This window comes from Mycobacterium sp., from assembly GCF_049647605.1.
Lineage (GTDB): Bacteria > Actinomycetota > Actinomycetes > Mycobacteriales > Mycobacteriaceae > Mycobacterium.
This window is the reverse complement of the sequence record NZ_JBARXZ010000073.1, coordinates 1-15861: the sequence shown is the minus strand read 5'-3', so window position 1 is coordinate 15861 and position 15861 is coordinate 1. Positions and strand designations below refer to the sequence as shown.

At 65.7% G+C, this 15861-nt stretch carries 16 protein-coding genes and 1 pseudogene; 14 read left to right on the top strand and 3 right to left on the bottom strand.

What is annotated here, in order from left to right:
* Positions 1–98 precede the first annotated feature (98 nt).
* Positions 99–1361 carry an HNH endonuclease signature motif containing protein gene (locus WBB07_RS09175; protein ID WP_526306849.1) on the top strand — a complete coding sequence of 421 codons (1263 nt, stop codon included), beginning with the start codon at positions 99–101 and terminating at the stop codon, positions 1359–1361.
* A gap of 5 nt (positions 1362–1366) precedes the next feature.
* Here WBB07_RS09175 and WBB07_RS09170 read toward each other — a convergent pair whose 3' ends face one another.
* On the bottom strand, positions 1367–1762 hold the full coding sequence (locus tag WBB07_RS09170) for a hypothetical protein (RefSeq protein ID WP_526306848.1): 396 nt from the start codon (positions 1760–1762) through the stop codon (positions 1367–1369).
* Between the two features lie 23 nt (positions 1763–1785).
* Here WBB07_RS09170 and WBB07_RS09165 point away from each other — a divergent pair, with 23 nt between their 5' ends.
* The 3 genes from WBB07_RS09165 to WBB07_RS09155 all read left to right on the top strand — a co-directional run bounded on the left by WBB07_RS09165 (position 1786) and on the right by WBB07_RS09155 (position 5259).
* Complete coding sequence (locus WBB07_RS09165; RefSeq protein ID WP_526306846.1) at positions 1786–2562, top strand: inositol monophosphatase family protein; 777 nt, start codon at positions 1786–1788, stop codon at positions 2560–2562.
* A 77-nt stretch (positions 2563–2639) separates the two neighbouring features.
* Positions 2640–4016, top strand: a complete 1377-nt coding sequence (locus tag WBB07_RS09160) for an acyl-CoA dehydrogenase family protein (protein ID WP_526306844.1) — start codon at positions 2640–2642, stop codon at positions 4014–4016.
* Between the two features lie 25 nt (positions 4017–4041).
* A complete protein-coding gene (locus tag WBB07_RS09155; protein WP_526306842.1) occupies positions 4042–5259 on the top strand; it encodes an acyl-CoA dehydrogenase family protein in 1218 nt (405 codons plus the stop codon).
* 9 nt (positions 5260–5268) lie between these two features.
* Here the strand turns inward: WBB07_RS09155 and WBB07_RS09150 are convergent, their stop codons facing one another.
* A complete protein-coding gene (locus WBB07_RS09150) occupies positions 5269–6132 on the bottom strand; it encodes an aldo/keto reductase (protein WP_526306840.1) in 864 nt (287 codons plus the stop codon).
* A complete protein-coding gene (locus tag WBB07_RS09145; RefSeq protein WP_526306838.1) occupies positions 6132–7139 on the bottom strand; it encodes an MDR family oxidoreductase in 1008 nt (335 codons plus the stop codon). The genes WBB07_RS09150 and WBB07_RS09145 overlap by 1 nt, the downstream gene beginning before the upstream one ends.
* Positions 7140–7309: 170 nt before the next feature.
* On the opposite strand from WBB07_RS09145, the gene WBB07_RS09140 reads away from it, so the two are divergent.
* The 10 genes and pseudogenes from WBB07_RS09140 to WBB07_RS09095 form a co-directional block, all read left to right on the top strand.
* Entirely contained in the window at positions 7310–8401 is a 1092-nt protein-coding gene (locus WBB07_RS09140) for a homogentisate 1,2-dioxygenase (protein WP_526306836.1), read from the top strand.
* A gap of 1 nt (position 8402) precedes the next feature.
* Positions 8403–9602 carry an alpha/beta hydrolase family protein gene (locus WBB07_RS09135; RefSeq protein WP_526306834.1) on the top strand — a complete coding sequence of 400 codons (1200 nt, stop codon included), beginning with the start codon at positions 8403–8405 and terminating at the stop codon, positions 9600–9602.
* Positions 9595–10797: a CaiB/BaiF CoA transferase family protein gene (locus WBB07_RS09130; RefSeq protein ID WP_526306832.1), complete on the top strand. Its 1203-nt coding sequence runs from the start codon at positions 9595–9597 to the stop codon at positions 10795–10797. The genes WBB07_RS09135 and WBB07_RS09130 overlap by 8 nt, the downstream gene beginning before the upstream one ends.
* Positions 10794–11705, top strand: a complete 912-nt coding sequence (locus WBB07_RS09125) for a hydroxymethylglutaryl-CoA lyase (RefSeq protein ID WP_526306830.1) — start codon at positions 10794–10796, stop codon at positions 11703–11705. Before WBB07_RS09130 ends, WBB07_RS09125 begins: the two co-directional genes overlap by 4 nt.
* Positions 11706–11707: 2 nt before the next feature.
* Entirely contained in the window at positions 11708–12334 is a 627-nt protein-coding gene (locus tag WBB07_RS09120) for a TetR/AcrR family transcriptional regulator (protein ID WP_526306828.1), read from the top strand.
* 26 nt (positions 12335–12360) lie between these two features.
* On the top strand, positions 12361–13599 hold the full coding sequence (locus WBB07_RS09115; RefSeq protein WP_526306826.1) for an acyl-CoA dehydrogenase family protein: 1239 nt from the start codon (positions 12361–12363) through the stop codon (positions 13597–13599).
* Positions 13596–14594, top strand: a complete 999-nt coding sequence (locus tag WBB07_RS09110) for a phosphotransferase family protein (RefSeq protein WP_526306824.1) — start codon at positions 13596–13598, stop codon at positions 14592–14594. The genes WBB07_RS09115 and WBB07_RS09110 overlap by 4 nt, the downstream gene beginning before the upstream one ends.
* Positions 14591–14932: a DUF6285 domain-containing protein gene (locus WBB07_RS09105; RefSeq protein ID WP_526306822.1), complete on the top strand. Its 342-nt coding sequence runs from the start codon at positions 14591–14593 to the stop codon at positions 14930–14932. Before WBB07_RS09110 ends, WBB07_RS09105 begins: the two co-directional genes overlap by 4 nt.
* Positions 14933–15084: 152 nt before the next feature.
* Entirely contained in the window at positions 15085–15489 is a 405-nt protein-coding gene (locus WBB07_RS09100; protein ID WP_526306820.1) for an Rv3143 family two-component system response regulator, read from the top strand.
* 239 nt (positions 15490–15728) lie between these two features.
* Positions 15729–15861: pseudogene (locus WBB07_RS09095) on the top strand (NADH-quinone oxidoreductase subunit A); the annotation flags it as partial.

The window sequence follows — 15861 nt, the reverse complement described above, 5'->3', positions numbered from 1 at the left end:
CGCGAGGAACGAGCGGGTCGAGCCGCGAAGCCTCTCCCACCCCGCTGAGCGGCGAGAGCCGCGGAGTTTTGTCAGACACCCGTGGCATAGTCGAACACATGTTCGATGACAGGAGTCAGGTGAGGCTGCTCGCCCGGATCGCGGAATTGGAGCGGGTGAAGTCGGCGGCGGCGGCCGAGCAGGCCCGCCTGTCGGTGGACTTCGATGTGCAGCGGCGGGCCGAGGAGGCGGCCGCTGGCGTGGCGGCGGCCAAGCGGGGCCGGGGCGTGGGGCCGGAGATCGCGTTGGCGCGCCGAGATTCCCCGAACCAGGGTGGCCGACATCTGGGATTCGCCCGAGCCCTGGTGCAGGAGATGCCACACACGTTGGCGGCGCTGGAGGCGGGGGTGCTGTCGGAGTGGCGGGCCACCCTGATCGTGCGGGAGTCCGCGTGCCTGGACGTCGAAGCCCGCCGCCGGTTGGATGCCGAGATGTGCGCTGATCAGTCCGGTCTCGACGGCTGCGGTAATGCCCGCATCGCGGCCGATGCCGCAGCGATCGCTTACCGGCTGGACCCACGGGCAGTGGCGCAGCGGGCAGCGAAAGCGGCGGCAGAACGCAGCGTCACGATCCGGCCGGCACCCGACACCATGACGTACGTGACGGCACTACTGCCGGTCGCGCAGGGGGTGTCCGTCTACGCGTCACTGAAGCGGGCGGCCGACACCATCGTCGACGGGCGTAGCCGCAATCAGGTCATGGCCGACACCCTTGTCGAACGCACCACCGGCCGTGGCGCCGCCGAGGCGGTACCGGTCGCGGTGAATCTGGTGCTCTCCGACGAGACGCTGCTCGGCGGTGAGGATCCCGCCCGCCTGGACGGGTACGGACCCATTCCCGCCGAGATCGCCTGCCGGCTGGTCGAGAAAGCGGTCACCGACCCAGGCTCGCGGGCAACACTGCGGCGGCTGTATGCGACACCCGAGACCGGGGCGCTGGTGGCGATGGACTCTCGAGCCCGCCGCTTCCCGGCGGGCTTGGCGCGGTTCCTGCGATTGCGCGATCAACGCTGCCGGACCCCGTACTGCGATGCCCCGATCCGCCACCTCGACCACATCACGCCCCATCGCCGCGGCGGGTCGACCAGCGCGGACAACGGGCAGGGATTGTGTGAGCGGTGCAACTACCTCAAAGAACTCGCCGGCTGGACGGCCCGGGCCGACACTGAGCCCACCGGCCGCCACACCACCACGCTGACCACTCCCACTGGGCAGGAATACCACTGCACCGCCCGGCCGATCCTGCCCGGCCGGCGAAAACCGGACCGCATCACGCTCGACCAACGCATCGGCGTCGAATTGTACGACTTACATGCGGCCTGAACCGGTTACGCGCCGCCTGATCCAGGAGGCGCGTACGGCGGCGGCTGCGGTGGGGCTTCGGGCGGTGGCGGCGGCGCATCGGGCGGCGCAAAGTTCCACTTGTCGGGGTTCTTCGGCGAGTAGATCACCGGAAAGAGTTGTCCCATGGTCGGCCACTGGGTCACCTCGACGGCCATCTGCTGATAGACGACATGCTCGTTGACGGTGGGGCCGTTGATCACCCCGGTGATCGTGACAAATTGCTGACCGTCGACACCTTCGGGCCGGGGGCTGACACCCGTCACCAACAGGGTGCCCTCGGCAAGCGGCTGGCCCGGCCGCGGCCCTCGTTTCATGAACCGAGGGCCGACAATCAAGGCCAACGCGCCGATCAGGAGCAGTATCATCGCAAATTCCCACACACCGCCATGGTAGGACTGCTGCCATGAGCCAGGACAAAGATCTTGCGTTGGCACTCGAACTCGCCGACCGCGCCGACATCGTCACCATGGACCGCTTCGGTGCCCTCGACTTGAAGATCGACACCAAACCCGATCTCACCCCGGTGACCGACGCCGACCGCTCAGCCGAGACCGAACTGCGCGACGCGCTGCGACTGGCCCGCCCCGATGACTTGGTGTTCGGCGAGGAGTTCGGCGGCACCCCATCCTCGACCGGCAGGCAGTGGGTGCTGGATCCGATCGACGGCACCAAGAACTTTGTCCGCCGAGTTCCGGTGTGGTGCACCCTCATTGCGCTCCTCGAAGACGGTGTACCCACCGTCGGGGTGGTGAGCGCGCCCGCACTGGGCAGACGATGGTGGGCGGCATCCGGGCTCGGCGCCCACACCTCCTTCGGATCGGAGACCCGGCGGCTGTCGGTTTCCGGAGTCACCGAACTGGAGTCCGCGAGCCTCTCCTACTCCGACCTGGTGGGCTGGGGTGAGCGGCGGGCGCCGTTCCTGAATCTGCTCGACGACGTCTGGCGGGTGCGCGCGTACGGCGACTTCTGGTCCTACTGCCTACTGGCCGAAGGAGCGGTGGACATCACCGCCGAACCAGAGGTGAACCTGTGGGATTTGGCGCCGCTGGACATCCTGATCCGCGAAGCCGGCGGCAGCTTCACCAACCTCAGCGGAGAGGCCGGCCCCGGCGGCGGCAGCGCCGTGGCCACCAACGGTTTGTTGCATGATCAAGTACTGGCACGCCTGAACCAGATGTGAACTAGCTAACAGGGTCAACCTACCTTACTCTGGAGTAAGGTAGGTGTCATCGGTCCCCAACCATTGAGGCTGCTGACATGACCAACACACTTCCAGCCCGGTCGGAATCTGCGGTAGGGCTGCAGAAACACAAGCGCACGGCCACCGACATCGGCTTGGCGCTGATCACCCCGCTCGTCGGACAGGAGTTCCTGGACCGCTACAACCTGCGGGATCCGCTGAACCGCGGCCTGCGCCTCGGCGTCAAGACCGCGTTCTCGGCTGCCGGCGCCTCCACTCGTCAGTTCAAGCGCATCCAGGGCCTGGGCAAGCCGCCGGTGCGCCTCGAGACCGGCGCGGCCCGCAAAGGATCGGACTACTTCGACCTGACCCCCGACGACGACCAGAAGATGATCGTCGAGACGGTCAACGAGTTCGCCGAGGAGATCCTGCGGCCGGCCGCTCGCGATGCCGATGAGGCCGCCACCTACCCGAAGGACCTGCTCACCAGGGCCGCCGAGCTGGGCGTCACGGCGATCAGCATTCCGGAGGACTTTGATGGCATCGCCGCACACCGCTCCACCGTCACCAATGCCCTGATCGCCGAGGCACTGGCCTACGGAGACATGGGTCTCGCGCTGCCCATCCTGGCACCGGGTGGTGTCGCCTCGGCATTGACCCATTGGGGCAGCGCCGACCAACAAGCCACCTACCTCAACGAGTTCGCCGGCGAAAACGTACCGCAGGCCTGTCTCGCCATCGCCGAACCGCAGCCGCTGTTCGACCCGACCGCACTGAAGACCACCGCCGTGCGCACCCCCAGCGGCTATCGCATCGACGGCGTGAAGTCGCTGGTGCCGGCGGCCGCCGACGCCGAATTGTTCATTGTGGCAGCACAATTGAATGGTAAGCCGGCCCTGTTCATCGTCGAGGCATCAACCAAGGGCGTAACGGTGACACCCGATCCGAGCATGGGCATCCGCGCCGCTGCGCTCGGCAAGGTCGAACTCGACAAGGTGTTGGTCCCGCTGAGTGCCCGACTCGGCGAAGACGACGCCTCCGACGCCGACTACTCCGAAGCCATCGCACTGTCCCGATTGGGCTGGGCCGCACTGGCTGTCGGCACCTCGCACGCAGTCCTCGATTATGTGGTGCCCTACGTCAAGGAACGCCAGGCCTTTGGCGAGCCCATTGCCCGCCGCCAGTCGGTGGCCTTCATGTGCGCCAACATCGCCATCGAACTCGACGGGCTGCGACTGATCGCCTGGCGTGGCGCTGCTCGGGCAGAGCAGGGTCTGCCATTTGCCCGAGAAGCCGCGCTGGCCAAGAGGTTCGGGGCGGAAAAGGCCATGCAAATCGGCCTCGACGGTGTGCAGCTGCTCGGCGGCCACGGCTATACCAAAGAACATCCGGTGGAGCGCTGGTACCGCGACTTGCGGGCGATCGGTGTCGCCGAGGGTGTCGTAGTCATCTAACGGCCTGAACACAAAGGACACTCCCATGGCAATCAATCTGGAAATGCCGAAGAAGCTGCAGGCCGTCATCGAGAAGGGCCATCAGGGCGCCGCTGAGATGCTGCGTCCGGTCTCGCGCAAATACGACCTGATGGAACATGCATACCCGGTCGAGCTGGACACCTTGGCCACTCTCTTCGAGGGCATCTCGGAGGCCAAGACCATCTCGTTCGCCGGTACCGACGCTTTTGTCGCCGCCGAAGATGACGGCAAGAAGGCGAACATCAACGGCGGCAACATGTCCGCTCTTCTCAATGCCCTCGAGATCTCGTGGGGTGATGTCGCGTTGCTGCTGTCGGTACCGCGGCAGGGGCTCGGCAATGCGGCCATCTCATCGGTGGCCACCCCGGAGCAGCTGGAGCGTCTCGGCAAGGACGTCTGGGCGGCGATGGCCATCACCGAACCAGGATTCGGCTCGGACTCGGCGGCGGTGTCCACCACTGCGAAGCTCGATGGCGACGAGTACGTCATCAACGGTGAGAAGATCTTCGTCACGGCCGGTTCCCGGGCCACTCATATCGTGGTGTGGGCGACATTGGACAAGTCGTTGGGCCGCGCGGCCATCAAGTCGTTTGTCGTGCCGCGGGAGCATCCCGGCGTCATCGTCGAGCGGCTGGAGCACAAGCTCGGCATCAAGGCCTCCGACACCGCGGTGATCCGGTTCGACAACGCCCGCATCCCCAAGGACAACCTGCTGGGCAGCCCGGACATCCACGTGGAGAAGGGGTTTGCCGGGGTCATGGAGACCTTCGACAACACCCGTCCGATGGTCGCGGCCATGGCTGTCGGGGTGGCTCGTGCCGCGCTGGAGGATCTGCGCAAGATCCTGACTGACGCCGGTATCGAGATCTCCTACGACAAGCCGGCCCACGCGCAGAGCGCTCCGGCAGCGGAGTTCTTGCGTATGGAGGCCGACTGGGAAGCGGGCTATCTGCTGACGGTGCGATCTGCCTGGCAGGCCGACAACCGGATCCCCAACTCCAAGGAAGCCTCGATGGGCAAGGCCAAGGCCGCCCGTGTCGCCACCGACATCACCCTCAAGGCTGTCGAAATGGCCGGCACCCTGGGCTATTCGGAGGAGACCCTGTTGGAGAAATGGGCGCGCGACTCGAAGATTCTCGACATCTTCGAGGGCACCCAGCAGATTCAACAGTTGGTGATCGCCCGGCGCCTGCTCGGCATGACATCCGCAGAGCTCAAGTAGCCGAACGGGTTACGCTGCCACATCCAGTTCAGCCCGGGTGCTGTCGTCGAGGTCGATATCGGCTGCTGCCAAATTCTGCTCGAGGTGCGCAAGCGACGACGTACCGGGAATGAGTAGCACGTTGGGTGCCACTCCAAGTGTCCAGGCCAATGCGACCTGGGCGGGTGTGCAGCTGCGCTCGGCGGCGGCGCGGCGCACGACAGGATTGCCGAGCACCGGATTGTCTTGCGTGAACGCCGATCCCAGCGGAAAAAACGGCACAAACGCAATACCGCGGGCGACGCACTCGTCGAGGACCAGCTGCGAGCTGCGGTCGACGAGGTTGTATGGATTCTGGACGCACACGATGTCGGTCTGCGCCGTAGCGTGCGCCAGGTGGGACGCATCGACGTTCGACAGTCCGATACCGCCGATCAGCCCTTCGTCGCGTGCGGCGGTCATCACCGACATCTGGTCGTCGAACAGCGCGTCGGGACCGGAACTGTCCATCAGCCGCAGATTCACGGCGGCCAGCTGCTCGATATCGAGGGTCCTCAGATTGGCTTCGATATCGGCGCGCAGGTCGGCGGGATTCTCCACTGCCAGCCATGCACCTTTGTCGTCACGGCGACCGCCCACCTTGCTGACGATTGCCAGGTTTTCCGGGTACGGATAGAGCGCTTCGCGGATCAATTGGTTGGCGACGTCGGGGCCGTAGTACTGCGAGGTGTCGATGTGGTCGACACCCAGTTCAACGGCCCGGCGCAAAACCGCGAGTGCCTGGTCGCGGTCCCGGGGCGGACCGAACACCCCCGGCCCCGGCAGCTGCATCGCCCCGAATCCCACCCGGTGCACCGTGAAGTCGGCCAATGGATAGCGGTCGGTACTGGGCATCAGAATCCATCCGTCACTGTTACGCGGGTCCGTCCGGTGACTCCGCCTCCGACGATCGTCGACAACACCTCAGGAACATCCAGCACCGCGACGTCGCTGGTGACCCGATCCAGGTGCAGCGGAAACAGCTGGGTCTCGATCTGCTGCCAGATACCGCGCCGTGCTTCGATATCCAGCTGCACCGAATCGATTCCGGCCAACGTCACCGCACGCAGGATGAAGGGATGCACCGTAGCCGGCAGTTCGGCAGAACCCGCCAGCCCCGAAATAGCTGCAACCCCTCCATATTTGAGTGTGCTCAGTGCATAAGCCAGCGTTGCGCCGCCCACACAGTCCACGACCGCTGCCCACCGCGTCTTACCCAGCGGACGAACCTTCTCCTCGGGTCCTGGGATCCGGTCGATGACCTCGGCCGCGCCCAGGTCTCGGAGCAGATCGTGGGCGTCGACCTTGCCGGTGGAGGCCACCACTTCGTAGCCCAGGCCGGCCAACAGGTCGACGCTGATACTGCCCACTCCCCCGGTGGCGCCGGTGACGAGTACGGGACCGTCACCGGGAGCCACCCAATGCGCCTGCAAGGCATTGACACTCATAGCCGCGGTGAATCCCGCGGTGCCGATCGCGGCGGCCTGCGCCGGGGTGATGCTGTGGAGTTTGACCACATAGTCGGCAGGCACTCGAGCCAGCGCCGCGTAACCGCCGTGGCGGCCGGTGCCGATGTCATACCCGTGGGCGATCACGGTGTCGCCGACAGAGAACTCGGCAGATGCGCTGGCCACGACGGTGCCGGCCACGTCGATGCCCGGAATCAGCGGATAGGACCGGGCTACACCGGCTTTCGGGGTGACGGCCAGGGCGTCTTTGTAGTTGACGCTGGAGTACTCGACGGAGATCAACACCTCGCCCTCGGGTAACACCGAGAGGTCGCACACTTCGTGGCCGAGTGCGATACCACCTTCGGCGTCTTGGTGAGCCACCAGGGCGTCGAAGCGGTCGTACTGGGTCATCGCTGATGTCCTCTCGTTGCACTACGCGGGCGTCCCGCGCCACACTCGATCATGCTCCCTACGTGCAGTTGTCTGCACGTGATCTGCCGCACGCAGTTGTTGACACCTGTTGACTTCGCGCCAGAAGTGAAGTTAACGTCACTTTCAATTGACGATCGACAGGAGCCGCCATGGAGTCGTTCACCCACTTGCGTAAGGGCGTCACCCCCCGGCGCTTGCACGCCGACCTCGACGGACTCAAGGATGACGAGCTGGGTCGCGGCGGCTTCACCGGCCGCACCGCCAACATGTACCGCCGCCATGACCCCACCGCGTTCCGGTCGGTGGGACCGTTGCGTCCGGTCGACGTACTGGCCGACCAGCTCGAACCCACCGACGCCACCGATGCCGACGGCAGTCCGATGTTGTTGTTCTCCAATGCCGATTGTCGAATCCACTTGTCCCGGCGCACCGCGCAGATGCCGTTCTTCGTGCGCTACGTCGACGGTGATCTGCTGTGTTTCGTCCATCGCGGCTCCGGCCTGCTGGAGACCGAATTCGGGCCACTGCCGTATCGAGAAGGCGACTGGATCTACATCCCCAAGGCCTGCACCTGGCGTCAGGCACCGGAGGACGAGACGACTCTGCTGATGATCGAGGCGGCAGAGGAATTCCGGGTGCCGCCGCCAGGGCCCCTGGGCCGGCATTTCCCGTTCGATCCGGCTCAAGTGGTGATTCCCGAGCCGGTACCGATGGAGGACGACGGCAGGGCAGCGTACTCCGTCCGCCTGATCCACGAGGGCGGACCCACCACGCTTTTCTACCAACACAATCCGCTCGACGTCGAAGGGTGGCGCGGCGACAACTTCGCCTTCACCTTCAACATCGCCGACTACAACGTCGTCACGTCCGACAGTGTGCACCTGCCCGCGACCGTGCACCTGTTCATGCAGGCCACCGGCGTGTACGTGATGAACTTCCTGCCGAAACCGGCCGAAGGTGTGCTCGGCACCGAACGCACCCCCTGGTATCACCGCAATGTCGACTTCGACGAGATCGCCCTCTTCCACGGAGGTTCGCTCTACGGCATCGCGATGCCGCCCGGGTTGATCAGCCACGCACCGCAAGGCGTGCACCACGGCGCGCCGGAGAAGGCCCGCGAACGCGCGCGCCGCAAGTTCGCGGAGTACACCGAGGTGGACTGGAAGGTGATCGCGATCGACACCCGGCGCCGCCTCGTGCCGTCACCCGAGGTCCTGGCCCACGATCTGGGACAGCACTGACGTGACCAGACATCAGTACCAGCGGATCCCCTATCTTGTTGCCTACCAGAATACTTCGGCGACCCGCGATGTCTACGGCGGGTTGGCTGAGCTGGTGGTCCTGGAGAGTTACCTACTCAAACCCGAGGTCCCCTCCGACACGGTGCTGGTCTTCATGCACCCCATCGGCGGCGGCGCCTACCTGCCGCTGATCAACGGGCTGGCCAGGGCCGGCCACCACGTCATCTACTGCAACAGCCGGTTCCGTGGTACCGACTCGGCGTTGCTGATGGAGAAGGTCGTCGAGGACCTAGGCGAGTGCGTCAACGATGCCAAGAACCGGCTCGGGTACTCGAAGGTGGTGCTGGCCGGCTGGAGCGGCGGCGGCTCACTGTCGGTGTTCTATCAGCAGCAGGCCCGGAATCCGACCGTGACCGCCAGTCCGGCCGGCGACGGCCCGGACCTGACCAGGCTCGGCCTGACCGCCTGCGACGGCATCATGTTGCTGGCTGCACACATCAGCAGGCACGGCACCCTGACCGAATGGCTGGACGCATCTGTTCTCGACGAGGCCGAGCCGACCCGGCGTGACCCGGAGTTGGACCTCTACAACCCGGACAACCCGAACCAGCCGCCGTACTCCGAGGAGTTCCTGACTCGCTATCGTCAGGCGCAGATCGACCGCAACCGGCGCATCACCGCGTGGGTCAAGGACAAACTCGCCGAGCTGAAGACCACCGGCCGCCCCGACGACGAGTTCGCGTTTGTCGTACACGGCACCATGGCCGATCCGCGTTGGCTCGATCCGACCGTCGACCCCAACGAGCGCGAACCCGGGGTCTGTTACCTCGGCGACCCGCAGGTGGTGAACATGAGCCCGGTGGGCCTGGCCCGGTTCTGCACGCTACGGAGCTGGCTGTCCCAATGGAGCTACGACGATGCCAACGGCGACGCCCTCAGGGCCGGCCCGGATATCGACGTGCCGGTGCTGGTGATCGGCAATCTCGCCGACGATGCCTGTACCCCGAGCCACACCCGCCGGTTGTTCGAGGCGATCGGGCACCCGGACAAGGAGATGTACGAAATCGCCGGAGCCAACCACTACTACTCCGGACCAACCCAACGTGAGACCCTACGAGAGGCCGTCGGTATCTGCACCGGTTGGTTGCACCGACACGGTTTCGGTCTGGACGAGCGAGGGAGCGAATCGCGCAATGAATAGTGGCGCGCTAGAAGGCATTCGGGTTCTCGAGATCGGCACGCTGATCTCAGGCCCCTTCGCCGGCCGGTTGCTCGGCGATATGGGCGCCGAGGTCATCAAGATCGAACCGCCCGGCGCACCCGACCCGCTGCGCACCTGGGGGCAGGCAGAGCTCGACGGACACCACTTCTTCTGGACGGTGCATGCCCGCAACAAGAAAGCCGTCACCCTCGATCTACGTACCGACGAGGGACGCGATCTGTTCCTCGAACTCGTCGACTGCAGCGACATCATCGTGGAGAACTTCCGCCCCGGCACCTTGGAACGCTGGAACCTCGGCTACGACGTGCTGCACGCCCGTAACCGGGGCATCATCCTGGTCCGGGTCTCCGGCTACGGCCAGACCGGGCCCGACGCCCACCGCGCCGGCTACGCCTCGGTCGCCGAGGCCGCCAGCGGGTTGCGCCATTTGAACGGATTCCCGGGCGGTCCGCCACCGCGGCTGGCGCTGTCGCTGGGTGACAGTCTCGCCGGGATGTTCGCCGCCCAGGGCGCGCTTGCGGCGCTGTACCGGCGCACCGTCACCGGCGAAGGACAGATCGTCGACACCGCGCTCACCGAATCATGCTTGGCTGTACAGGAATCCACCATCCCCGACTATGACGTCGGCGGTGTGGTCCGTGGCCCGTCGGGCACCCGATTGGAAGGCATCGCCCCCTCCAACATCTACCGCACCGCCGACGGCAGTTGGGTGGTGATCGCCGCCAATCAGGACACCGTGTTCCGCCGGCTGTGCGCGGCCATGGGCCAACCCGAACTGGCCACCGATGACCGATTCGCCGACCACGGCGCGCGTGGCCGCAACCAGGACGAACTCGACACGATCATCGGCCAGTGGGCCGCGACCCGGGCGCCCGACGACATCATCGACACGCTGTCGGCGGCCGGGGTCATCGCGGGCCCGATCAACACCGTGGCCGAAGTCGTCGAGGACCCGCAGCTACGGGCCCGCGGCATGCTGGTCGAACACTGGGACGAGCGGGTGCAGCGGACGGTCCTCGGTCCAGGAGTGGTGCCGGTGCTCTCGGAATCGCCCGGGTCGGTCCGCCACTCCGGGTCGAGCCGTCCGGGCCAGCACAACAACGAGATCTTCGGCGAGTTGCTCGGCCGCACCGCGGAGCAGCTGAGCGCACTTCGGAACCAGGGGGTGTTATGACCCAGTTGCCCAGCCAGGTCACCGTCCGCGAGGTCGCGTTGCGCGACGGTCTGCAGATCGAAGCACCGATCTCGTTGGCCGCCAAGATCGAATTACTCGAAGCCATCGTCGCCACCGGGGTCCGAGAGGTGGAGGTCACCGCATTCGTCTCCCCCAGCAAAGTTCCCGCTCTGGCGGATGCACCAGAGCTGGCCGCAGCCCTGTCGGATTTTGATACAGCCGTGGATTTCTCGGCCCTGGTCGCGAGCCCCAACGGCGCCAAGCGGGCCATCGCCGCCGGTCTGCGCACCATTGAATACGTGGTATCGGCCGCCGACGGGCACAGCCGGGCCAATGTGGGCCGCAGTACCGCCGAGGCCAGCGCCCAGATCCCGGAGATCGTGGCCATCGCCCATGACAGCGGAGCCCGCGTCGAGGTGATCATCGCAACCGCGTGGGACTGCCCATTCGACGGGCCCACGCCACCAGACCGGGTGCTCGGTGTCGTGACCGCGGCGACCGAAGCCGGCTGTGACCGGCTGGCCATCGCCGACACCATCGGCACCGCAACCCCGCGGCGGGTGCACGCCTTGATCGGGCACATCGGAGAAGCCGTTGGACAGCTCCCGTTGGGCGCGCACTTCCACAACACCCGCGGTGCCGGACTCGCCAGTGCCTACGCGGCGGTGAACGCAGGGGTGACACGCCTGGACGCGTCGCTGGGCGGACTCGGCGGCTGCCCCTTCGCGCCGGGCGCCAGCGGCAACATCGCCACCGAAGATCTGGTCTATCTGTTGCGTGACAGCGATATCCACACCGGCATCGACCTCGCCGCAGCCATCGATGCGGCTGGGGTGGCACAGCGATTGGTGGGTCACGAACTACCTGGTGCGCTGCTGCGGGCCGGGGACCGGCTGCTGGACGGCTAGCGATGTCGGCCGAGCTGTCGCCGAAGGGCAGACAGACCAAGGAAGCCATTTCGCAGGCAGCCCGGAAACTGTTCGCCGAGCGGGGTTTCCACGGCACCACCCTGGCCGACATCACCTCCGCTGCCGGCAAGTCGTCGGCCGTGTTCTACCGGTACTTCGACGACAAGGAAGATCTGCTGGCAGCTCTTGCCGAACAGTTCTTGCACGATGTCTTGCAGGAGCGAATCACCCCGGCCGGCATCGATATCGGTCTGCCGGACTCCGCCGATGACGACGAGTTCTTCACCACCGTGGCCACCGGATACTGGAGCATCTTCAAGCAGAACATCGGCATCATGGTTGCGGTGGCCCAGCTGGCCGCCGGACACACCCGGTTCGCCGAACTCCAGAATGCCTTTCGCTCATTCGGGATGGACATCGTGCGCAGTTCGGTGGTACATGCCCAACAGCAGGGCTTCGGCGACGATCTCGATCCTGATCACATCGCCCTGGCGATCGCGTTGCTGTTCGAGCAGTTCACCACCGTCTATCTGAGATCGGATGCCGCCGCACTCGGGGTTCACACCAACGACCGGGACGCGGTGCGGACGCTGGCCACCATCTGGAAGAAGACGCTGTACGGATACTGACTCATCTCGAACGTGGAGGAATCACCGTGGATTTCACCCTGCCCGACCATCTGCCGGGCGTGCTGGCAGATCTCGACGCGTTCATCGAAGCGGAGATCACACCGCTCGAACGCCAGAACATGCAGTATTTCGACCGCCGCCGTGAGTTCGCCCGCACCGATCTCGACAACGGCGGTGTGCCGACCCGAGAGTGGGAAGCTCTACTCGACGAGATGCGCCGCCGCGCCGATGCCGCCGGGTGGCTGCGGTACGGCCTGCCCGCCGAGTTCGGGGGGCGCAACGGCACCAATCTGGACATGGCCGTCATCCGGGAGCACCTGGCACACCTCGGTCTCGGTCTGCACAACGACTTACAGGACGAATCCTCGATCGTCGGCAACTTCCCACAGGTGATCATGATGTCGAGGTTCGGCACCGCCCAGCAGAAACACGACTGGATCGAACCACTGCTGACCGGTACCCGATCGATGGCGTTCGGTCTCACCGAGCCCGACCACGGTTCGGACGCCACCTGGCTGGAAACGCGGGCCGAACTTCACGGGGATCATTGGGTGATCAACGGCGCCAAACGCTGGAACACCGGTGTCCACCGTGCCACTCACGATCTGGTGTTCGCTCGCACCTCCGGGATGGCCGGACAGGCCGTCGGGATCACCGCTTTCCTGGTCCCCACCGACGCACCGGGTTTCGAGGTGCCGTTCTACTGGTGGACCTTCAACATGCCCAGCGATCACGGCGAGGTGACGCTGACCGATGTTCGGGTACCCGTCGACGCCGTGCTGGGCGAGGTGGACCACGGCTTGGAGGTCGGTCAGACATTTCTGCACGAGAACAGGATCCGCCAAGCCGCCAGCAGTCTGGGTGCCGCGCAGTACTGCATCGACCGGGCCGCCGCGTACGCCGGCGAACGTGTCGTTTTCGGTAAGCCGCTGTCGGTCAATCAGGCGGTGCAGTGGCCCTTGGCCGAACTTCAGACCGAAGCGCAAATGGTGCGCCTGCTGGTCTACTACGCGGCCTGGCACCTGGATCGTGATCACCACATGGAGGTCTCCGACAAGGTGTCGATGGCCAACTACCGGGCCAACCGGCTGGTGTGTGAAGCCGCCGACCGCGCCATGCAGATCCACGGCGGGGTCGGCTACAGCCGGCACGAACCGTTCGAGCACATCTACCGTCATCACCGCCGATACCGGATCACCGAGGGTGCAGAAGAGATCCAGATCCGCCGCGTTGCCCAACGGATGCTGAAGTTCGGCAAGCGATGACCGACGCCGAGCTGAGCTCAGCGCTCAGTGCAGTATTACGGCCCGTCCTCGGCACCGCGGTGACGATCACCGACCTGCAGGTGCTCACCGGAGGAGCCAGCCGCACCACCTGGTCGTTCACCGCCGTCACCGAGTCGGCCGATCGGCAGCTGATTCTGCGCGCCGGTGCACCCGATGATGTTCACGCCGGCATGGAGCTCGAAGCCCGGGTGCAGGCCCTGGCCGCGATCGCCGGGGCGCCGGTGCCGCAGATCCTGGCGGCCGAGGACTCCCCGGCCGCACTGGGCAGCCCCTTTCTGATCTGCAATGCGATTGCCGGCGAGACGATCGTGCGCCGTATCCAACGCGGTCTCGACGACGCCGGCCGAGCTCAGCTGTTGCGGCAATGCGCCGCGGCGCTGGCGGCCATCCACCGGGCCGACCCCACCGAGGCAGGTCTGCACCCGCAGGACCCGGTCCTGCTGTGGCGCGAACGCCTGGACAAAATCGGCTACACCACAGCAACATTCGAATGGGCGTTCCGCTGGCTCGAGCAACGCCGTGCCGACCTTCCGCTGCTCACACCGACACTGGTGCATGGCGACTTCCGCATGGGCAACCTGATCGTCGACGTCGACGGCGGGACCGGACTTGCCGCGGTGCTGGACTGGGAACTGGTGCACAGCGGCCAAAGATATGAAGACCTCGCCTGGTTCTGCGTGCGGGCCTGGCGGTTCGGCGCACCCCGGGAATTGGCAGCCGGCGGGCTGGGACGCATCGAGGAATTCCTGACCGCCTACGAAAACGCCTCGGATACCGTGATCGACCGCGGCGCCTTCCGGTGGTGGCTGGTTGCGGCGACCCTGCAGTGGGGTGTCATCTGCTGCCATCAAGCGCACCGCCATCTTTCCGGGCAAACCTCCTCGGTGGAACTGGCCACCGTGGGGCGCCGGGTGTGTGAGACCGAATGGGATCTGCTGGACCTCTTGGACGACCACGATCGAGGGAACAGATGATGGAGCTGCACGGGCGCCCGACAGCCGCCGAACTGGTCGTCGCCGTCGCCGACTTCCTCGACGGCGACATCCGGGATGCCACGACCGGACAGGTGAGGTTCCACGCGCGGGTGGCCGCCAACGCACTGCGGATGGTCGAGCGGGAGTTGCTGTGCGCAGCCGAAGCCGCTCAGGTCACTGCTGCGCTGGGCCGTTTGGGTTACGTCGACGAGCCCGAACTGTCGGTGGCCATCCGCCGCGGCGATTTCGATGACCGGTCCGACGAGTTGACGGCAAGTCTTCGGATATTGGTGTCACACCGGCTGGCGGCGGCACACCCCGGGTACGAGGACCCCTGACTGCTGTCTGGGAAGTTGATGGGAGTCTCTTCGGAATGGCAATGGCTCCGACTGCCCGCCACTTTCTTGCCGTGTTGGCGAAAACTGCCCAGCCGGAACGGAAGTGAGAAGAATCGGGCGGGCCGGGTGAGTCTGGGCGGTAGCATCGGGCTGTGCCCGACACTCGCCGCGACGACTCGGCGCCGGTCCGCGTTCTGGTGTACAGCGACAACGCTCACACCCGCGAACAGGTGACTCTGGCGTTGGGCAAGCGGATTCGTCCCGGACTGCCCGAGCTCAGCTACCTCGAAGTGGCCACCGCCCCCGTCGTCATCCAGCAGATGGACTCCGGCAGTGTGGACCTGGCAATCCTGGACGGCGAAGCCTCCCCGGTCGGCGGAATGGGACTGGCCAAGCAGCTGAAAGACGAACTCGACCATTGCCCGCCGATACTGGTGCTCACCGGCCGCCCCGATGACGCCTGGTTGGCGCACTGGTCACGCGCCGAGGCGGCCGTGCCGCACCCCATCGATCCCATTCGCCTGGGCGAGGCAGTGGCGGAATTGCTGCGGCCTTGACCGCTTTCATGACCACCAGGTAACCGGGAGATCACGGAGACATTCCAGGAGCAGCGCCAATTGCGCTGTGTCCCATATAGGTTCACTGCCGCATCTTCGACAGCGCGCCGTTGGATTGATCCTATCGAAATGCAACAACCTCCCCACCAAGATCGCTAGGCTGTGGTGTAGCTCACACACCTAGCCAAAAGCGACATAGCCCACGCCAAGGGAGCCAACGCCATGGACGGCAAACGACGATGAATGTCTATTTTCCCATTTTGGTGCTTGGGGTGATTGCTGCGGTGTTTGCGGTGGTGTCGGTGGGGATTGGGTTGGTGGTGGGGCCGCGGCGGTTCAATCGGGCGAAGTTGTCGGCGTATGAGTGTGGGA